General features: G+C 52.9%; 19 protein-coding genes. 17 read left to right on the top strand and 2 right to left on the bottom strand.

What is annotated here, in order from left to right:
* Positions 1 to 56: 56 nt before the first annotated feature.
* A complete protein-coding gene (locus VMW13_02460) occupies positions 57 to 488 on the bottom strand; it encodes a protease inhibitor I42 family protein (protein ID HUV43672.1) in 432 nt (143 codons plus the stop codon).
* 327 nt (positions 489 to 815) lie between these two features.
* Between VMW13_02460 and VMW13_02455 the strand changes: the two genes are divergently transcribed.
* From VMW13_02455 to VMW13_02400, 12 genes are all read left to right on the top strand, one after another.
* Positions 816 to 1,211 (top strand): hypothetical protein, encoded by a 396-nt coding sequence (locus VMW13_02455; protein ID HUV43671.1) that lies wholly within the window; start codon positions 816 to 818, stop codon positions 1,209 to 1,211.
* Positions 1,212 to 1,398: 187 nt separating this feature from the next.
* On the top strand, positions 1,399 to 3,243 hold the full coding sequence (iorA, locus tag VMW13_02450) for an indolepyruvate ferredoxin oxidoreductase subunit alpha (protein ID HUV43670.1): 1,845 nt from the start codon (positions 1,399 to 1,401) through the stop codon (positions 3,241 to 3,243).
* Positions 3,240 to 3,836, top strand: a complete 597-nt coding sequence (locus VMW13_02445; GenBank protein HUV43669.1) for an indolepyruvate oxidoreductase subunit beta — start codon at positions 3,240 to 3,242, stop codon at positions 3,834 to 3,836. Before iorA ends, VMW13_02445 begins: the two co-directional genes overlap by 4 nt.
* Entirely contained in the window at positions 3,829 to 5,010 is a 1,182-nt protein-coding gene (locus tag VMW13_02440; protein ID HUV43668.1) for a pyridoxal phosphate-dependent aminotransferase, read from the top strand. The genes VMW13_02445 and VMW13_02440 overlap by 8 nt, the downstream gene beginning before the upstream one ends.
* Positions 5,011 to 5,030: 20 nt before the next feature.
* Positions 5,031 to 5,456, top strand: a complete 426-nt coding sequence (locus tag VMW13_02435; GenBank protein HUV43667.1) for a PaaI family thioesterase — start codon at positions 5,031 to 5,033, stop codon at positions 5,454 to 5,456.
* A gap of 815 nt (positions 5,457 to 6,271) precedes the next feature.
* Entirely contained in the window at positions 6,272 to 6,718 is a 447-nt protein-coding gene (locus VMW13_02430) for a hypothetical protein (GenBank protein ID HUV43666.1), read from the top strand.
* 173 nt (positions 6,719 to 6,891) lie between these two features.
* The gene (locus VMW13_02425) at positions 6,892 to 7,587 is read left to right on the top strand and encodes a response regulator transcription factor (protein ID HUV43665.1); all 696 of its coding nucleotides are present in this window, start codon (positions 6,892 to 6,894) and stop codon (positions 7,585 to 7,587) included.
* Positions 7,574 to 8,920 carry an ATP-binding protein gene (locus VMW13_02420; protein HUV43664.1) on the top strand — a complete coding sequence of 449 codons (1,347 nt, stop codon included), beginning with the start codon at positions 7,574 to 7,576 and terminating at the stop codon, positions 8,918 to 8,920. The genes VMW13_02425 and VMW13_02420 overlap by 14 nt, the downstream gene beginning before the upstream one ends.
* A 193-nt stretch (positions 8,921 to 9,113) precedes the next feature.
* Positions 9,114 to 10,670 (top strand): efflux RND transporter periplasmic adaptor subunit, encoded by a 1,557-nt coding sequence (locus tag VMW13_02415; protein ID HUV43663.1) that lies wholly within the window; start codon positions 9,114 to 9,116, stop codon positions 10,668 to 10,670.
* Positions 10,671 to 10,695: 25 nt separating this feature from the next.
* A complete protein-coding gene (locus VMW13_02410) occupies positions 10,696 to 11,406 on the top strand; it encodes an ABC transporter ATP-binding protein (protein ID HUV43662.1) in 711 nt (236 codons plus the stop codon).
* Positions 11,403 to 12,647, top strand: coding sequence for an ABC transporter permease (locus VMW13_02405; GenBank protein HUV43661.1), 1,245 nt, complete (start codon positions 11,403 to 11,405; stop codon positions 12,645 to 12,647). Before VMW13_02410 ends, VMW13_02405 begins: the two co-directional genes overlap by 4 nt.
* 20 nt (positions 12,648 to 12,667) lie before the next feature.
* Positions 12,668 to 13,135, top strand: coding sequence for a hypothetical protein (locus VMW13_02400; GenBank protein HUV43660.1), 468 nt, complete (start codon positions 12,668 to 12,670; stop codon positions 13,133 to 13,135).
* A gap of 124 nt (positions 13,136 to 13,259) precedes the next feature.
* Here VMW13_02400 and VMW13_02395 read toward each other — a convergent pair whose 3' ends face one another.
* The gene (locus VMW13_02395) at positions 13,260 to 13,445 is read right to left on the bottom strand and encodes an FmdE family protein (protein ID HUV43659.1); all 186 of its coding nucleotides are present in this window, start codon (positions 13,443 to 13,445) and stop codon (positions 13,260 to 13,262) included.
* A 446-nt stretch (positions 13,446 to 13,891) separates the two neighbouring features.
* Here VMW13_02395 and VMW13_02390 point away from each other — a divergent pair, with 446 nt between their 5' ends.
* The 5 genes from VMW13_02390 to VMW13_02370 all read left to right on the top strand — a co-directional run.
* Positions 13,892 to 15,817, top strand: coding sequence for an AMP-binding protein (locus VMW13_02390; GenBank protein ID HUV43658.1), 1,926 nt, complete (start codon positions 13,892 to 13,894; stop codon positions 15,815 to 15,817).
* Positions 15,810 to 16,694, top strand: a complete 885-nt coding sequence (locus VMW13_02385) for a branched-chain amino acid ABC transporter permease (protein HUV43657.1) — start codon at positions 15,810 to 15,812, stop codon at positions 16,692 to 16,694. Before VMW13_02390 ends, VMW13_02385 begins: the two co-directional genes overlap by 8 nt.
* 5 nt (positions 16,695 to 16,699) lie before the next feature.
* Positions 16,700 to 17,752, top strand: a complete 1,053-nt coding sequence (locus tag VMW13_02380) for a branched-chain amino acid ABC transporter permease (GenBank protein HUV43656.1) — start codon at positions 16,700 to 16,702, stop codon at positions 17,750 to 17,752.
* A gap of 73 nt (positions 17,753 to 17,825) precedes the next feature.
* Positions 17,826 to 19,058 (top strand): ABC transporter substrate-binding protein, encoded by a 1,233-nt coding sequence (locus VMW13_02375; GenBank protein ID HUV43655.1) that lies wholly within the window; start codon positions 17,826 to 17,828, stop codon positions 19,056 to 19,058.
* 227 nt (positions 19,059 to 19,285) lie between these two features.
* Positions 19,286 to 19,497: ATP-binding cassette domain-containing protein (locus VMW13_02370; protein ID HUV43654.1), on the top strand; the 212-nt coding region annotated here is incomplete at its 3' end.

Below are 19,497 nucleotides of genomic sequence, written 5' to 3'. Positions count from 1 at the left end.
AGAGGGGGTGGACAAGCGAAAACCCGCACCACAGTAGAGTGACATTCTTCTATTGATTAACCCTGATCAACCGTGACCGTCACAGTGTACGTCCATTCTGCCTTCAAGCCACCTCCCCACGGCTGGCTGTATTCCATTCGCACTTCAGTTGTCCCCTTTTCAACCGCTTCAAAAGTCCAAACTTCTATACCAGCGGCTCCTACAAGACCCTTATCTTTAGGCTCTTCAAAGTCATGGTCTTCTTCTTTTAACACATTTTCTATGGTCGTTTCATAATCCCATTGAAAACCTGTCGTTGGGTTTGAGCATAGCTTCACTGTAATTTTATCGCCAATCTCTACCTGAAATTCGTTCCTCATGCTATGAGGATTCTCAGCAAATTCGTCACACGAAATCTCTACATTGGTTAAACTTGACGTGACAATGCATGATGATAGTGCTAGCAGGGCGACTAGTATCATAGGTATTAGCATGATTTTGTGTTTCATTATTGTTCCTCCTTACAAACGAAACCCTCTATAACGAAAAATCCTGTTTGATAAGCATAATGGTAGTTCTGACCTACGGAAATGTCAATCAAGGGTAGAACCTGAATATCTCTTTGACCGCACAAAACATGAATTGTAAATTGTCCTCTACACTACTGCCTCATTTGAAGAGGGGAGGGTGGACGATAGAGCAAGGGGAGCACCCCGCATAAAATCTGTACCAGGTCAGTGAGGTTGGCGGATATTTTGAAGCTATGTAAGGTAGCATATCGTTTCATAGGGTATAATAGTCAAGATAGCGAGAAACAGGAGCTTTAGGATAAAAGTATGTCTCAGCAATCATCATTCGTAGCGGGGAGAATATTCAAGTTTCTTCTTATGACTATCGGTTTGGGAATTATCGGTATCGTATTTGGGTTAGTAGGTGCTCTTATAGGTGGCAAAGTCCTGGGAGGTGACTCATTTGGATTCGGAGCACTTGGTCTCGCTCTTGGTGGGATATTAGTAGGTTACCCTACTGGAATAATAGTTGGTATTATCTCAATTAGAAAGATTCTCCACCAACAAGGCTCTTTACTGCTTGGTATTCTCGGCAGCATCTTTGGAGCAGTAATTACAGTAGTTGTTGCAGAGCCATTGAATTCCAATACTAATCTACTATTTGGAGTGTTCTTCCTGAGCGTCCCAGTCTTCTGCTTGGTTGGGTTTTTCTTAAAGAGATAGAACAACCTCCGAATGGAAGACATACCGCTTGAATCAACTGCGACCAGCAAATCCATTGCGTATCCTCTACGCTACTGCCTTATTTAAAGAAGGGAGCATGGACAAAGCAGAGCACCCCAGCTTAGTGTAGAACCCTTCAGGTTGTCTCGTGTGACCTGCGGGCTGGTTGTGGTATAATATCCTGAAAATGAAGAGACTGCTCTCTGGAAATGAAGCCCTTGCCTGGGGAGCCTACCATGCCGGTGCCCGAGTAGCCACTGCCTATCCGGGAACCCCCAGCACTGAAATACTTGAGTCCATTGCCCGCTTTGACGATATTTACGCCGAGTGGTCAACCAATGAGAAGGTCGCCATGGAGGTGGCCCTCGGAGCGTGCTACGCAGGTGTCCGTTCGGTAGTATCCATGAAGCACGTCGGCCTTAACGTAGCTGCCGACCCCTTCATGGCGGCTTCCATTACCGGGGTCAGTGGCGGGCTGGTCCTCATTTGCGCCGATGACCCGGGGACGCACAGTTCCCAGAGTGAACAGGACAACCGCCACTACGCCAGGCTGGCCAAGGTGCCCGTGCTCGAACCGAGCGATAGCCAGGAAGCCTATGACATGATGGCCATCGCTTTCGATATCAGCGAACAGTTCGATACCCTCGTGATGGTACGCACCACCACCCGCATCTCTCACTCCAAGTCCGTGGTGGACCTTAGCCGGAGTAGACCGGTACCGACAGGTGAGGTGGGTTTTCCGCGCAATGTCTCCAAGTACGTAATGCTACCGGTTAATGCTCGCTTCCGTCATCCGCTGGTCGAGGAGCGCATAGTCAAGCTGGCCGGGTTTGCCGAGACCTCTCCCCTGAACCGGGTAGAGTCGGGTGAACGTAACCTCGGTGTTATCACCAGCGGGGTCGCCTACCAATATGCCCGCGAAGTCTTCCCCGCCGCCTCCTTTCTCAAGCTGGGCATAACGCATCCTCTGCCTCGGGAGTTGATACGCCGCTTTGCTGCACAGGTGGACCGACTGGTTGTTATCGAAGAGCTTGACCCGTTCCTGGAGGAGAACATCCGCTCAATGGGCGTGGAAGTCAGTGGAAAGGACTTCATTCCACTGGTGGGAGAGTTGAGTTCGGACGTAGTTGCCAGGGGTGCCGTCGATGCCGGGATTCTTACCGAAGCCTCCGTACCAACCGAGATAACGGCAGTCGCCGACCTTCCGAAAAGGCCTCCGCTTCTCTGCCCCGGCTGTCCGCATACCGGCATGTTTTTCGTACTCGCCAGCATGGGGCAGCGGCTGAAGCCGCCCGGTTCGGGGGATAAACCTGCCAAGAAGTCCAACCTGATTATCACCGGCGACATCGGATGCTACACGCTGGCGACCTACCCACCGCTTAATGCTATGGATACCACGGCCTGCATGGGTGCCAGCATCGGGCAGGCACTGGGCATGGAGAAGGCCGGAATCGATACCAATATAGTGGCCGTCATTGGCGACTCCACCTTCCTGCATTCCGGTATTACGCCGCTGGTGGACGCCGTTTATAACGAAGGCAAGATTACCGTGGTTATCCTGGACAACGGGACCACGGCGATGACGGGGCACCAGGAACATCCCGGTACCGGCGTTTCCGCGCAGGGTAAGACGACCGCTAAAGTGGAACTGGAGAATGTGGTGCGTGGCGTGGGCGTCAGTGATGTTCAGGTGGTTAATGCCTTTGACATGAAGGATCTGCGGGCCGCAGCCAGGAGTGCTCTGGCCAGTCCGGAGCTTGCCGTCATTATCGTACGTGGTGCCTGCGCTGTGGGGGCACCGCGGCGCGGTGAACCCAGGGTGGTCGATGCCGAGAAGTGCAATCGTTGTGATGTGTGTCTCCTGATTGGCTGTCCGGCCATCCAGACCGCAGACGACAAGGTATACATTGATGCCACCCTGTGTGTCGGTGATATTTGCACTATCTGCCAGCAGGTATGCCCACAGAAGGCTATAGCCCCGCAGACGGGGACTGCCCCGCAGACGGGGACTGTGACCGGAGAAACGGAGTGAACGTGCTGGACCTGTTTGTGACCGGGGTCGGTGGCCAGGGGAATATCCTGGCGAGTGATATTATCAGTGAGACGGCGCTGGCCGCCGGGTACGATGTCAAGAAGACGGATACGCTGGGCATGGCACAGCGGAACGGCAGCGTTATCAGTCATGTACGTATCGCCCGCCGCGTGTATTCACCCCTGATAAAGCAGGGAGAGGTTGATATCATGCTCGCGTTTGAGAAGTTGGAAGCTGCCAGATGGTGCAACTACCTTCGACCCGGCGCCGTGGTCATCATCAACAACCACATGCTCCCGCCGCTTGCCGTCAACCTGGGGGTTGAAAAATACCCCGATGATGAGAATATCCACGACATCCTGAGCCAGCGCACCGACCAGGTCTACTTCGTGGAAGGGACCACTCGTGTCACCGCGCTGGGTAACGCCAGGACTCTCAATATCTTTATGCTGGGCTGCTTCTCGCACTTCGCTCCTTTCGAGGTGGACGCCTGGAAGGAGAGTCTCTCGCAGCGGCTGCCATCACGGCTGCTCCAGATAAACCTCGATGCCTTCGAACTGGGCAGAAAGGAAATCCATGATGTTCATGTCTGAGAATATCCGCCAGAGCATGGCCGAGGGTTCGTGGATTCGGCGGATGTTCGAGGAAGGGGCCATTCTCAGGGAGCGCTATGGCGCGGAGAATGTCTTTGACCTCTCCATCGGCAACCCGGTGGTGGAACCGCCTCCCGAACTTCACCGCCAACTTCTTAAGTTGGCGCAAAACCCTGTGCCGGGGATGCATCGTTACATGCCCAATGCCGGCTACCCGGAGACCAGGACGGCGGTGGCGGGGCAGTTTTCCCTGGAGACGGGGGTCAGGTTTGGTGCTGACGATATCATTATGAGCTGTGGCGCTGCCGGGGGCTGCAATGTCTTTCTCCGGACGATACTTAACCCCGGCGACGAAGTGATAGTGTTCAGCCCCTATTTTCTGGAATACCTCAACTACATCGCGAACTTCAGCGGGGTGCCCAGGGTTCTGCCTACCGATGAGCAGTTCCTACCCAGGCTTGATGTCCTCGAAGAGGCGGTGGGGCCGAGGACGAAGGCCATAATCATCAACTCCCCCAATAACCCTGCGGGAGTCGTTTACGGCGAGGACTTCCTGAGGGATATTGGTGAGATTATCCGCAGGAAAGAGGCCGAGTTCGACACAGCAATCTACATCCTGAGTGACGAAGCCTATCGGAAGCTGGTCTACGACGGCATCCAGTTCCCGTTTCCGCTCCAGTATCACCCGAATACTATCAGCGTGACATCCCACTCCAAAGACCTGGCATTACCCGGAGAGCGCGTCGGCTACATCGCCGTGCATCCTGACTGCGCCCATCGTGACGACCTTATCAACGGGATGGTCTTCTGCACCAGGACGCTGGGGTTTGTCAATGCCCCGGCCCTGGTACAACACCTGTTGCCCCATCTTCAAGGGGTGACCGTCTCTGTCGCGGACTATCAGCGGAAGCGTGATTTCCTCTATGGGAACCTGGTTGAGATGGGTTACTCCATGGCTAAGCCGCAGGGGGCCTTCTACCTGTTCCCAGAGACCCCGGTGGAAGACGACGTTGCTTTCGTGAAGGAACTTCAAGAACTGATGGTACTTACGGTACCGGGCAGAGGTTTCGGCGGGCCGGGCCATATACGGATATCCTATTGTGTTGATGACCGGACGCTGGAAGGCTCGCTGGACGGCTTTCGCAAGGTTGCCCGGAAGCACAAACTGTGCTAGCGCCTGGAGGAGAATCGAGTGTGCCGACACCGGATAGAGATACATCAGACAGCGTTGCTGAGCTAAAACGTCTTGAGCAGAATGAACCGATTGCCTCCTTCCTGGGCATGAAGCTGGTGGAACTGACACCGGGCTACTCCCGGGTAAGCATGAAGCTTAAACCGGAGTATCAGAACTTCAATGGCTTCGTTTTCGGCGGTGTTATCAGCGCGATTGCCGACCAGGCGTTTGCCTACGCCTCCAACAGTCTGTCCTATCCCAGTGTAGCTACTCAGTTCAACATCCATTATATCAACGGAGCCGGGGCTGACGATGAGCTTACTGCCGAGTGCCGGGTAGTGCGCAGCGGACGACGGGTTGGCGTTTCCCAGATGACGGTGACCAACCAGGACGGTAAGCTGATTGCCACTGCCACCGGCACGACTATTCCAGTCAACCGCAAGTGACACCGGTAATGTCTCTGGCTCTTTGCCGACTCCCTTGCTCTCGCTCAGATAGATAGGTGAGACTATCAGAGTGTTACTCTTATCGTTCTGAGCGGAAATGAGTGCAGTGAAGGATCTGCACTGGAGTGGCATCAGGAATGTGGACTCGTACCTGTGAGATTCTGGGCCACTAAGGCCAGTGCCATGTCGCTCAGAATGAAGAGGGGAGTCCAGCCTGCGCTGGAATGACATCAACATCCATCATACGTAAAGGTATTTGTAAGACAGTACACTAGGTAATATGCAGTGGCGAGTACAATATGATACCCCAGAGCAGACCATCAGCACACTCCAGGATACCCTATTTCACAGAGTTACTACCACGCCTTCCGGTGGTTCTCAGGGCCGTCTAGTCAGCGTTAGTCCAACTTCTCAAAGCCGGGTCTTGCTGGCCAGTTCAGCCGATTCTTTGCTTTCCGATAGTATCCGATTCTTATCCAAAGTGATCCCAATTCCCCCGGAAACTCAATCAGATCCACGACGTCCCAATATTGAAATTCCAGTAGCACCGTAACCGGCATACCTTTTTTCTGCGTATTCCCGGTGACACATACATAAGCAACTGCCTTCATTGGATATTTAGACATAACTTTTCCAAAGAGCCAATCACAGGAGCATGATATTCTCCTCACCTCTTAACAGGATTCTAATATTTTGGTGTTAACATTGTTTCAGAAGGTCAAATCAGTGAGGAGGTGGAACACAATACAATAGATGTAAACAGGATTCTTAGACTGAGGTTTTGTAGTAACCAGAAGAGAGGAGGGGATAAAGCGATGTGGAAAAGCAGGAAACTGATTATTGCAGCAATACTGGCGACAGTTGTGCTGGTTGGTAGCATTGGCGGGGTGGTACTTGCTGCTGATGGTGATGAGGACACTCAACCTGAAGCGCAGTTCGATGCACTGCTCGAGAGAATCTCGGCAATATACCAGGAGAAGACCGGCACTGCTCTTGACACTGAAGCACTGAAAGATGCATTAAATCAGGCTCAAAGCGAGATGCGAACAGAGGCTATGCAGGAATGGCTCCAGTCCATGGTAGACACGGGCAAGATAACCCAGGAACAGGCCGACGAGTACTCAGAATGGCAGCAGGCTAAACCTGACGTCTCGTTCGGATTCGGTCACCGGGGACCTGGTAAGTTCCGTGGCGGTATGGGCGGTTGTCGCGGCTGGGGTGGCATGTTTGCACCCGCACAGCCGAGTACTCCGGCACAATAACCGTACATGGTAATCAGGAAACCTCAAATAATTGAATAGTGAAACAGGTGAAAGAGTGGGAGAATTTCTCCCACTCTCTCTTTGTGGTTGAGAAGTAGAGTACCGAATGTTAACATTTCCTTAACATTAACGTTCTAACATTTGGGAGTAAGTGAATCGCCGAGGACTTGTGTATGCCAGGAAAAAGGGTACTGGTAGTTGATGATGATGTAAAAACGGTAGAGCTGGTCAAGCTGTACCTCAACAGGGACGGCTACCGGGTCCTCACTGCGTATGATGGTGTGGAAGCCCTGCGCCTGGCCAGGGAGGGCCACCCTGACCTCATCGTGCTGGACCTGATGTTGCCCGGCATCGACGGTCTTGAGATATGCCGTACACTGAGGAATGAGTCCGATGTTCCCATAATAATGCTCACTGCCAGGACCACTGATGAAGACAAGCTTACGGGTCTGGACATGGGAGCGGATGATTACGTCACCAAGCCATTCAGCCCCAGGGAACTGGCTGCCAGAATCAGGGCTATCCTCAGGCGCCTCCCCGGAGAGCGTGGCCCCAGCGAAATCAAGTACGGCAAACTCACACTTAACTTCCTCAAGCATGAAGCGTACCTGTGTAACAGATTTATTAATCTGACTGCGGTTGAATTCAAACTGCTTGGAGTCTTCGCCAGGGAACCGGGCAGAGTATTTAGTCGGGCACAACTTATTGAGAAAGCCCTTGGTCATGATTTCGAAGGCTTTGACCGTACCATTGATGTCCACATTCTCAACCTTCGCCGAAAACTTGAGCCAGACCCCAGACACCCCAGGTATTTAAAGACGGTATATGGGGCCGGTTACAAGCTCTCAGTGGTGAATGATGATATATAGCCTGCGTTTTCGTTTGCTGATAGCCTTCACCATGGTGATAGTAGTGACTATCGGTACAGTATTCTTCTTCCTGAACCAGGCTACACGTAATGAAATACGCGAATTTGAAAAACGTATTGACCAGGCACGCGCTATCAGGATGGAAACTGAGCTATTCCGGTACTATTCGCGCCGAGGAAACTGGGCAGGAATTCAGACTTTCGTGGAACAGTTAGGCAACCTCTACGGGCAGCGAATCATTCTGACTGATACCGCTGGAATTGTAGTCGCTGATTCCGCTGAAATCATCCTGGGGGAACCATATCGCCCTAATTCACCGGGTCAGATCCTGGAGTCTCCGTGGAGGAAAGATGGTATCGGTACACTTCACGTCACCCCTCAATCCTCGGCAGAACTGGAAATCGCTTCGTTACAGATTACGTTCAAAGCGGTGGGTCTCTTTTTCATCTGGGGAGGTCTTATCGCAGCAGCAATTGCACTGATAATGACGTTTTTCCTGTCACGCAGGATATTAGCCCCGGTAAAATCCCTTACATCTACGGCAAGGCTCCTGGGACGGGGGGACTTCTCTCAAAGAGTAGACGTAAATGACAGGAGTGAACTCGGTGAACTGGCAGATACCTTTAACCTGATGGCCGGAAACCTGGAACGTACCGAACTACTGCGCAGGGACATGATTGCGGACGCTGCGCATGAACTAAGGACGCCCCTGTCCAATATAAGAGGATACCTCGAAGCTATCCGTGACGGGGTGGCAGAACCCGATGCAAATACAATCCGGTCTCTTGATGAAGAGGCTATTATTTTATCCCGACTTGCTGACGACCTCCAGGAGCTAAGCCTCGCTGAAGCTGGTGAATTGAAACTGAATTGCCGGACAGAAGACAGCGCCATACTTATACAACAGGCGGTTGATGCACGTGATGTTCAGGCAACCGCAAAAGGGGTATCGTTGTCTGCTGAATTGCCCGATGAGTTACCACCAATCAACGTCGACTCTCACAGGATCAGTCAGGTCTTGCGTAACATGCTGGAAAACGCAATAGCCCACACGCCTGAAGGCGGAAATATCAGTGTTACCGTAAAAACGAAAGATAGGTGGTTGGAAATAAGCGTTACCGATAACGGTGAAGGTATCCCTCCCGAGGACCAGCCCAATATATTTGAGCGTTTTTACCGTATTGACAAGTCCCGCACCAGGGCAACCGGTGGCAGTGGGCTCGGCCTTACCATCGCCAAGCGTCTCGTGGAAGTCCACGGGGGCAATATTGAAGTCCAGAGTGAACCGGGCAAGGGCAGCCGTTTCTCCTTCACTGTCCCGGTAGCTGAGTAGGTTCCTATAACGATATTATCCTGCCATGATTTTCTACTTCAGTATACGCGATTAATTATTCAATGCCAGGAATATCTTAATAACTTCTTAATGATTTATGGCTATATTACGATAGTAGATACCTTGGGCCCAATGAAATTACACCACCCGGATTGAACAAATTATCACCACCGTAGGTGACATGGAGGGGCAAATGCTGGATGCATTGAAGAATCTGAGACCGTGGCAAACTGCAATACTTGCCGTAGTAATCATTGGCATCGCCGGCGGGGGTTTCGCCATATATAACTGGGCTACCGGCTCTGATACCGTCGCCATCCCGGACGATATTCAGCTTGTCCAGGTGCAGTACGGCAGTCTGGAAAACTCGGTTAGCGCCAGTGGCAGCCTGCTGTTTCCTTATAGAGAAGAATTGACCTTTGACAGTGCCGGTACCATTCAGGAAGTGAATGTGGAGGAGGGTGATGCCGTCCTGGAAGGACAGGTGTTGACCAAACTCGACGACGCATCTGTGTTGCTGCTTCAACAAGCCGTAGTACAGTCCAGAATAAATCTGGAAAACGCCTTGGACAGCCTGGAAACAGCCCAGGAAAACCTCGAGGAAGCCCGGAACCCTTACACAGAGTCTGATATTGCCCAGGCTGAGCTTACCGTTATCAATGCCGGATTGGCTTTAGAGACGGCCCGGGAAAACCTTGATAAGGCCCAGAATCCATATACTGAGGCTGACATCGTCAGGGCTGAGCTTGTCGTCCTCAACGCCGAGATAGCATTAGAGAATGCGGAGAACGCGTTCGAGAGAGCCGAAGATAGATATGAGATGAACCCTACTGTACCTGATTGGATTACCGATTATAAACTGAAGCAGAAACAGCTGGCTATCGCTGAGTTCGACCTTGCCGAAGCGGAGGACAACCTGGCAATAATTAATGCCGGTGCGGATAGTGTTGATATCGAGCAAAAGCAGAAACACGTAATTATTGCACAGACTAACCTTGCCCAGGAGGAGGAGAACCTGGCGGATATGCAGGATAGTACTGGTCCACTGGAACTTGATTCCCTGCAGGTAGAACTGAAACAAATTGAAGTGGCCAGTGCCCAAACTTCCCTTGATAAAGCAATAGAGCGACTGGAAGCAGCCACTATGGTGGCACCATTCGACGGGATTGTGGTCGCAGTGAACGTTGAAGCCGGCCAGAATGTGAGTGCCAGCCAGAATGTTATGGAGATTGTGGACCCATCCGTTGTAGATCTGAACGCCATTCTGGATGAGATTGATATATCCCTGGTGAAACAGGGACAACGAGCTACAATATCCCTGGACGCCCTGTCGGACATTGAACTGACAGGAGAGGTGTATTCCATATCCACTACTGCCCGGGTTCAATCAGGGGTGGTAACGTATCCGATGACCATCCGCCTGACAGTGCCCGATGGCTTACAGCTCAGGGAAGGCATGAGCGCTACTGCCAGCATCATCGTTGAGCAAGCTGATAATGTCCTGCTGGTGCCGAACCAGGCAATCAGCGGCAGTTTTGATAACCCCGTTGTCAACGTGATGGTCAACGAGGAGACCCGGCAGAGAGTAGTCACCCTGGGTATTAGTGACGGCCTCTGGACCGAGGTAATTGCAGGACTGGATGCAACAGACATAGTGGTTGTACAGATTACAAATACCGGGACGACCCAGTTCGACTTTGGCGGTGGGATGATGATTCCCGGAATGGGCGGCTTTGGCAGGATGAGATAGCCATTATTGTCCGAGGAAGAAAAGCATGATTGAACTTGAGAATATTGTCAAGACATATCAGATGGGTGAGATAGAAGTTCACGCACTGCGGAGCGTAAGTACCCGTATTGAAAAGGGAGAAATGATCGCCATCATGGGACCGTCCGGCTCGGGTAAGTCTACTCTTATGAACATTATTGGTTGTCTGGACACACCTACATCCGGCAGCTATATCCTCGATGAGTCCGAGGTGAGCCAGATGTCTGACTCGCAACTGGCCGAGGTGAGAAACAAGAGGATTGGTTTTGTCTTTCAAACTTTCAACCTCATCCCCCGCACCACAGCCGTGGCCAACGTAGAGTTGCCTTTACTTTATGGTAACGGTAGTAACAGTAAAAAAAGGGCACTGGAGGCTCTGACAAGGGTAGGACTGAGTGAGCGTGCCCAGCATAAACCCAGCGAATTATCCGGTGGTGAGCAGCAGAGAGTGGCTATCGCCCGTGCCCTGGTAAACAATCCATCTATCATCTTTGCCGATGAGCCAACCGGTAACCTGGACAGCAGGACAAGCCAGGAGATTATAGGTATCCTCGAAAAGCTCAACCGAGAGGATGGCATTACCATCGTATTGGTTACCCACGAACCGGAAATAGCGGCGCACACGCAACGTATCATCCTGCTCAGGGATGGGCAGATTGTTGACGACCATCCGGTGTCTCAAGTGGAAGCGGCTGCTTCCCGGAAGGCAAACCGATGAATATATTACAAACAGCGCGTACCTCCATGACAGCCATCAATTCCAATAAAATGCGTTCCACTCTGACAGTGCTGGGTGTCATCATCGGGGTATCAGCGGTGATATCACTGATGTCTATCGGCAGAGGTTCCCAGGCAGCCATTACTTCAAATATTGAATCTCTGGGAACCAATCTACTCTTTGTTTATCCGGGTGCTACCATGCAGGCAGGTATCAGGGGAACGCAGGGCAGCGCCACCAGCTTGACTCTGGAAGATGCGGAAGCCCTGGTTGACGCCTCCCTGGCGCCGTCTGTGGCAGCGGTAGCGCCGCAGGTCCAGACCTTTGCCCAGGTAGTAGCCGGCAGGCAAAACTCCAATAACCAGATACTGGGCGTGACACCGGAATACGAGTATGTACGCAACTTTCCGTTGGCTGAGGGCGTTTTTATCACCGAAACTGACGTTAGAAATAAGTCCATGGTAGTTGTCCTGGGCAGTAACGTAGCGGAGACCCTGTTCGGGCAAATGAGCCCGCTGGGGCAGTACGTGAAAATAAGCGGGCGCCAGTTCAAGGTAGTGGGAGTATTGGAAAGCAAAGGTGGTACCGGTTTTGGCTCGTCCGATGACGCAGTACTGACCGCTATTACGACTGTACAGTACCGCCTGTCTTCCCAGCGCACTGCCGGTGGAGAGCGAAATGTACAGTCTATCAACGTGCAGGTGGTAAGTATCGAGGAAACCGATACCGCCATCGAGCAGATAACGTCCATCCTGCGGGAGCGTCACAGGAGTACGGGTGAGGACGATTTCACCATTACCAGCCAGCAGGACACAATGGAAGCTTTACAGGAGTCTACCCAGGTATGGGTCGTCTTCCTGGCGGCTATCGCAGGAATATCCCTCTTGGTCGGCGGCATCGGTATCATGAACATCATGCTGGTCTCTGTCACCGAGCGCACCCGGGAAATCGGCATCCGTAAATCGGTAGGGGCGAAGCGACGGGATATCCTGCTCCAGTTCCTGGTAGAAGCTGCTTTCCTCAGTCTGACGGGTGGAGGAATCGGTGTGCTCGTGGGCTGGGGCATCTCTCACTTTGTCTCCGGAATGAACCTGGGTGGGACCATAATACAGACGGCGATGTCCGCAGATATAGTAATCCTGGCAGTCTCTGTTTCGGCGGCTATCGGTATAGTCTTTGGCCTTTATCCGGCCTACCGGGCTGCCAGGTTGAATCCTATTGAAGCACTGCGATACGAATAAATAATGAGGAGAAATGCCCTATGAAACAAAAACCATTTATTACTCTACTGGTTACCATAATCGTGCTTGGAGGCATTATCAGCGGGGCATTCGCCGGGGGTATTGCCGTCGGTAAAAACCAGGCGGAAGAAGAAGCCAGCCAGGACCTGCAAAGTCAGTTCGCAACGCGCTTCGGTAATAGAGACACCACCCAGGACGGGACAACCCCACAAAACCCCCTGTTTCCGGGAGGAATGGGAGGCTTTATGGGCAGACAGGGAACCATGGGAACGGTTGAGGACATTGACGATAATGTTATTACGTTAGAAACAATGACGGGTGTTATAGAGGTTACGGTTGCTGATGATACTTCCATCCAGAAGATGGGCGAAGGTAGTATCGAGGATATTTCACCCGGTGATACTATCACTGTTACAGGAGAGTCAGAGGACGATGGTTCTATCGAGGCTGCGAGTATCTTTGTTACACCATTTATGGGGACTGAATAAAGGAATCTTCCTTCTAGTCAGAAGAGCAAAGCCTTGTTTGGCCTGGTCTGCGGGAGTAAGAGTAGTCAATTCGCCCTGACAACATGAATGAGAAATATGGCGTTGGTTAGGCACTTCACGTACTTCAACATGCCCCAGCAATGGCCATGGCCTTCACAGGAGTAAGCCTAACCTCAACCACGATTTCCTCATCCGCCGCTCTGGAGTCTGCCAGGGAGGCCAGAGCCGCCTGTGACATCCGGTACCCGATTGCCAGCCCGGGGCAGCCATGACCGTGAAAGGCAATCAGGTCTTCATAGGTTGGTTCCATCTTCACATTTCCCCCGTTCCTATTCAGGATTGCACCGGCCCCTTCCACTGTGGCCTCTTTCCCTTATCAAAGGGAAGGGGATACAGGGGATGGGGTCACGATATAATGATCTTAAGAAAGGTCCGGCGTCCCGTCTGTCGCTGATGTTCTGGCCTCGCATAGACTTTCCCTTTGACAGTCCTCTTTGCTTATGGTAAACTACGTCCTTGTCTGTAGGATTATGGGATAAGTGGATAGAGAATAACAGTGTTCGCCATGGTGAATACATCAGGGAGTCGTAAATTCATCTTTACCGGGCGCACCCGGGTGCGCTTGGGGGGGATTACCTGTACCTAGCAGATACAAAGGTTTGCTCTGGTAGTTGGTGGATAGTACCTCCCGGGTGGGAGGTACTCTTTTTTATGGTGGCGGATATAGCTTATTGACGGGGAGTGAAGAGGCTGAAGATGGAGACGCGGGATAGGTATGACACCATTCCCAAGCTGATAGCCCACAACTATGACCAATGGGCCAAGCAGACGGCGATGTGCATGAAGAGGTTCGGCGTCTGGGAACGGTATAACTGGCGGCGGTATTATGAAAACGTAAAATATTTCTCTCTTGGCCTGATAAGCCTCGGACTGGAGCGGGGAGACGTGGTCTGTATCATCGGTGACAACGAGCCGGAATGGTTCTGGGGTGAGTTTGCCACCCAGGCGGCCGGAGGAATCGTCACCGGTGTTTTTGTTGATTCCGTGCCTTCGGAAGTGAAGTACATCGCTGAGCACTCCGGTGCCAGATTTGCCATCGTGAATGACCAGGAGCAGACCGACAAGTTCCTGGAAATCAAGGATGAACTGCCTAATCTCCAAAAGGTCATCTACTGGGATCCGAAAGGACTGAAGAATTACGACGACCCCCTCCTGATGGGTTTCACCGAGGTGCTTGGTTTGGGCAGGGAGTACGAGGAAACTCACACAGGACTGTTTGAGGAGAACGTTGAGAAGGGCGACGGGCGTGATATCGCCTTCATCTACTACACTTCGGGGACTACGGGGCTGCCCAAGGGGGCCAGGATGTCCCACCGTGCCCTGATAAGCACCGCCGCCGGGTTCATTAGCCGCTATCCGGTAGACAAGTATGATGACCTGGTCTCCAACTTCCCGGCTGCATGGGTAGGCGACAGCTACTTCGCTACCATTCCGCACCTGCTAACCGGTGCCCGGCTCAACTTCCCCGAGGAACCTGATACTATCACCGAAGATACCCGGGAGACCGGGCCCGACTTTGTGATATACGGGCCTCGCCAGTGGGAGGGCCTGGTCAGCGAAATCCAGGTGAAGATGATTGACGCCCATCCTCTGAAACGCTTCTGTTACAAACTATTCCTGCCGGTTGGGCACAAGATAGCCGACCTCAGCTTTCAGAACAGGAAACCCAATCTTTTCTGGAAAGTTCTCTACAAGATTGCCTATTTCCTGCTCTTTCGGCCTTTGAAGGATAAGCTGGGTCTCAGCAGGGTCAGGTTCGCCGTTACCGGTAGCTCCGTACTGAGCCTGGATACCTTCCGTTTAATCCATGCTATCGGTATAGAGTTGAGACAGAACTATGCCAGTACCGAGGCAGGCCTTATCTCCAGCCATGGGAAAGGTGAAATTGACTTCGAGAGTGTCGGCCGTCCGGCGCTTAACACTGAAGTCCGGGTTATGGATGATGGTGAGTTGCTGGTACGAAGTGAGTCCATGTTCGACGGATACCACCGGGACCCGGAGAAAACGAAGGCCGTACTGATCGATGGCTGGTGCCACACCGGGGACGCCGTCAACATCAATGATAAGGGACACCTGATATTCATGGACCGCCTGGACCACATGGGAGAGCTTAGCTCGGGGATTAAGTATGCCCCACAGTATATTGAGGGCAGACTGAGGTTCAGTCCATATATCAAGGACGCCATGGTCATTGGTGATAAGGAAAAGGACTACGTTTCTGCCATTGTAAACATGGACTTCGCCATGGTGGGCAAATGGGCGGAGAGGAATCGGCTGGCCTATACCACTTTTGTCGACCTTTCCCAGCGAGATGAGGTTGCCGACCTGATACGGACAGACCTCATCCGGGTCAATAGCTACCTGCCGGAGGCTGCCAGGGTGAGAAGGTTTGTCCTGATGCACAAGGAGTTTGACCCCGACGAAGCGGAGCTTACACGTACGCGCAAGCTCCGCAGGGAGTTCATGGAGGAACGGTACCGGGAGCTGATTAACACACTCTACGGAGATGGCCAGGAAGTGACAATAGAGGCACCCGTAACCTACCGTGACGGCAGGCAGGGTGTTGTGACCACCAGTATCAAGGTGAGAGATATCTCGGAAGGACAGAACGGTAATGGCTGAGTTGCTCCAGTTTACTATAACCGGTTTGACCGTGGGCATGGTCTATGCTCTGATTGCCCTCGGCTTTGTACTCGTCTGGAAATCAAGCGGGGTAGCCAACCTGGCGCTGGGGCAACTGGTGCTGCTCTCCTCATGGTTCACCTACGGGATGCTGGTCCAGGCTGGTCTTCCTATCTGGGCCGGCTTCATAGTAGTGATTATCTTTGCTGTACTACTCGGTTGGCTGATTGAGCGCTTCATCCTGCGTCCGTTGATTGCCCAGCCGATACTATCTCTGATAACCATTACCCTTGGTTTAGCGTATTTCATCGAAGGCCTGGTGGTCTTTATCTGGCCAGCCAGTGTGGCAGCCTTACCACGACTGTTCCCCGTGGAACCATTCCACATTGGTCCGGCGGTGGTCTCCCAGCAATATCTCTGGGCAGCCATTATCTCTCTGGCCCTGTTCGGCCTGTTGTCCCTGTTCTTCCGCTATCACAGGATGGGCATTGCCATGAGGGCAACCGCCGACGACCAGCGGGCGGTGCAGGCCTGTGGCATTCCGGTGACCAGGATTTTCAGCCGGTCATGGATGTTCGCCTGTGTTCTCGCGGCAGTGGGTGGTGTCCTCATGTCCAGCATCGGGGGTATAACCTTTGGCCTGGTAGGGACCGGTCTCAAGGCCTTCTCGGTGGTTATTCTTGGCGGGCTTGATTCGTTTCTCGGGGCAATGATTGCCGGCCCGATTATCGGCCTGGCGGAAAACCTTGGGGAAGGCTACCTGACACCATTGACCTGGCCCGGAGTCAGGGAGGTTATCCCGTTTATCATCATAATTATCGTCATGTTTGTAAAGCCCTACGGTCTGTTCGGTGAGGAACGCATAGAGAGGATATAGAGACTTTGGACCTGCCAGCCGGTACGCGTAACTACACATATGCACAGGATATGGCGATCTTCCGGACGAAGACGCACTGGACGTTGCTGATTGGCTTGCTGGTTGTCCTGTGCACAGCCCCCCTGTGGTGGGGTAACTGGCTGAGTGTCGCTAATCTCATCGGTATCACCATCATTGCCGCTACCGGTCTGAATATCCTGACCGGGTACTGCGGGCAGCTATCAATCGGCCATGCCGGGTTCATGGCCGTGGGCGCATACACATCAGCGATTCTCACTGAACGTCTGGGGCTTCCGTTCCCGGTCGGTCTTATATCGGCCGGTGTAGCTGCCGGTCTGGTCGGCATGATTTTCGGAATGCCATCGCTCAGGGTCAAGGGTTTCTACCTCGCCATCGCCACTATTGCCGCTCAATTCATCATCATCTGGGTGATAAAACACTGGACGGACGTAACCGGCGGCCATATGGGTATGAGTGTTTCGGCACCTGCGCTGGGAGGTTTAGTTCTGAAAAGCAATGCCAGCCAGTTCTATCTTATTGGTAGCATCGCTGTATTGAGCATCTTCTTCGCCAAGAACCTGGCAAGGACCAGGGTAGGCCGGGCCTTTGTTGCTATCCGTGATAATGACCTGGCTGCCGAAGTGATGGGGATAAACCTTTTCCGCTACAAGCTGATTGCCTTCTTCATCGGCTGTTTTTTTGCCGGGATTGCCGGTTCACTGTTCGCCCACTGGGCACGCTTTATCAGTGACGAGTTCTTTCCGCTGACAGATTCAATCCTGTACATCGGCATGATTATTATCGGTGGTCTGGGTACTACCACCGGCCCGATATTCGGCGCGATTTTCATCGGTCTCATCAAGCACTCGCTGACGCACTATCTGGTCCCGACTCTGGAGAGCAGCGCTATCGCACTGCCTGCGGGATTTGCCAGCGGCCTCGCTCCGATGGTGTTTGGCCTGATAATCATCCTGTTTCTGATATTGGAACCTCGTGGGCTGGCGCACCGGTGGCAGCTATTCAAGGCCGCCTATCGGCTGTGGCCATTCTCATACTAGCTAATATTAAGGAGGTACAAAGGAATGTAAGGGCCCAGGTAAGGCTTGGGAATAGACTACAAGGAGAATAGAAATGCGAAAGAAAACACTAACGGTTCTGTCCGGGCTTATGTGTCTGGTGCTGGTAGCCACATTGCTGGGTGCGTGCACATCGACAGCAGAGGAGCCTGGGACCAAGGCGCCGCTCAAGATTGGGATGAGCACGCCTTCCACCGGGGTCGCTGCCGAGAAGGGTGCCCCTATGGGCCATGCTAACGTTGACTGTATCAAGTACGTCAACGACGAACTCGGTGGTGTCGATGGACACGAGATTGAGGCCCTGTGGCTGGATAATGGCTATGATGCATCCAAGGCAGTAACCATCGTCAATCGGTTTGTTGATGAGGACTGCCTCCTCTTCACAGTGGCTTCATCCGGAATGATGACGGCCATGATGGGGATTGCCAATGAGAATGAGTTGTCCGGCTTCGCCGCCTTCAGCTCACCTAATCTGACGCAACCGCCCCAGCACATCTACGGTCAGACGCCGGACTACGGCGACGACTGGGCAGCCTTCGCCAAATACTACCTGGACAATATTTGGAAGGGTCCCGGTAAACCGAAGATGGCGCTTCACCTGCTGGACAACTCCACCGGCGCCGGGGCAAGGATGGCCGCGGAGGCAGGCGCTGAGGACATGGGCATCGAGCTCCGTGACAAATGGATTTTCGAGCATCCTGCTACCACCAGTTCGGAGACCACGTCTCTGACTACACTCCCCGATGACATTGACGTCCTGTACATTTCCAGTACGCCGGCACCTACAGCCATTGTTATTAAAAGTGCCGTCGAGCTTGGTATGTACCCCGGTATGACAATCGCCTGCGGCCATGCCGGCTTCACATCAGCGCTGGTCGAGCTTGCCGGTGCCGACATCGTCGAGGGCGTCTACGGCGTCTATCCGACCGTCGGCTGGGATGACGACGTACCCGCGATGGCTAAAATGACCGAGTACTGCCAGAAGTACCACCCCGATGACTACGGAAACATGGACTACATCATCTCCTGGGCGCAAAGCCTGATTACCGTCGAGATTCTGCGGCTGGCAGTAGAGAACGCCGGTGCTGACAACCTGACACCGCAGGTCGTGGAGGCACAGGGCCTTAAGAAGCTCAAGAACTTCGATGTCGGCGGCCTGCACGGTCCGGTATCCTACACCTCGGGTGACAACCGGTTGTCCAAGTCCGTCCGCGTGTTTCGGATAGATGACGGTGTGCTGGAACCCATAACCGGCTGGGTAGAGTCGCCGTTTATCAGCTACGAATAGTCCGTTCGGTCTCTATCAGGATGCTGAAAATGGGAAATCCATAGGGGCGAAGCCCCTTTGGCAGGGGTCTGGGGGTGTCCCCAAGATATAACTATTCCCCCCTTCCTGGCCAGGAAGGGGGTCAGGGGGATGGTCGAAAGGGTTCTTCATCACCCTGCTATAACTAACGCTGGAGTAGGGCGGGGGTCCTTCAAGAGAACAGGGTCCCCGTCCGAAGTGGAAATAATATGCTGGTGCTGAACAACATTGAGGTCGCTTACCTTAATGTCATCAGGGTACTGCACGGTGTCTCGATGACCGTGGAGGAGGGGGCGATTGTTGCCCTGCTCGGGGCGAACGGTGCCGGTAAGAGTACCACGCTCAAGGCAATCTCCGGCCTTCTTCACATTGAAGAAGGCGAGGTAACCGACGGCAGTATCCAGTGGAATGGCGAGAGAAT

The sequence above is a fragment of the Dehalococcoidales bacterium genome, from assembly GCA_035529395.1.
Classification (GTDB): domain Bacteria; phylum Chloroflexota; class Dehalococcoidia; order Dehalococcoidales; family Fen-1064; genus DUES01.
The sequence above is the reverse complement of the archived record's forward strand: the minus strand, read 5'-3'. Positions and strand labels throughout refer to the sequence as shown.

Coding starts and splice junctions, on each gene's coding strand:
- VMW13_02375 (HUV43655.1), top strand. CDS start 17,826: ATGCGAAAGAAAACACTAACGGTTCTGTCCGGGCTTATGTGTCTGGTG.
- VMW13_02410 (HUV43662.1), top strand. CDS start 10,696: ATGATTGAACTTGAGAATATTGTCAAGACATATCAGATGGGTGAGATA.
- VMW13_02405 (HUV43661.1), top strand. CDS start 11,403: ATGAATATATTACAAACAGCGCGTACCTCCATGACAGCCATCAATTCC.
- VMW13_02420 (HUV43664.1), top strand. CDS start 7,574: ATGATGATATATAGCCTGCGTTTTCGTTTGCTGATAGCCTTCACCATG.
- VMW13_02390 (HUV43658.1), top strand. CDS start 13,892: ATGGAGACGCGGGATAGGTATGACACCATTCCCAAGCTGATAGCCCAC.
- VMW13_02400 (HUV43660.1), top strand. CDS start 12,668: ATGAAACAAAAACCATTTATTACTCTACTGGTTACCATAATCGTGCTT.
- VMW13_02385 (HUV43657.1), top strand. CDS start 15,810: ATGGCTGAGTTGCTCCAGTTTACTATAACCGGTTTGACCGTGGGCATG.
- VMW13_02430 (HUV43666.1), top strand. CDS start 6,272: ATGTGGAAAAGCAGGAAACTGATTATTGCAGCAATACTGGCGACAGTT.
- iorA (HUV43670.1), top strand. CDS start 1,399: ATGAAGAGACTGCTCTCTGGAAATGAAGCCCTTGCCTGGGGAGCCTAC.
- VMW13_02395 (HUV43659.1), bottom strand. CDS start 13,445: ATGGAACCAACCTATGAAGACCTGATTGCCTTTCACGGTCATGGCTGC.
- VMW13_02415 (HUV43663.1), top strand. CDS start 9,114: ATGCTGGATGCATTGAAGAATCTGAGACCGTGGCAAACTGCAATACTT.
- VMW13_02460 (HUV43672.1), bottom strand. CDS start 488: ATGAAACACAAAATCATGCTAATACCTATGATACTAGTCGCCCTGCTA.
- VMW13_02440 (HUV43668.1), top strand. CDS start 3,829: ATGTCTGAGAATATCCGCCAGAGCATGGCCGAGGGTTCGTGGATTCGG.
- VMW13_02455 (HUV43671.1), top strand. CDS start 816: ATGTCTCAGCAATCATCATTCGTAGCGGGGAGAATATTCAAGTTTCTT.
- VMW13_02425 (HUV43665.1), top strand. CDS start 6,892: ATGCCAGGAAAAAGGGTACTGGTAGTTGATGATGATGTAAAAACGGTA.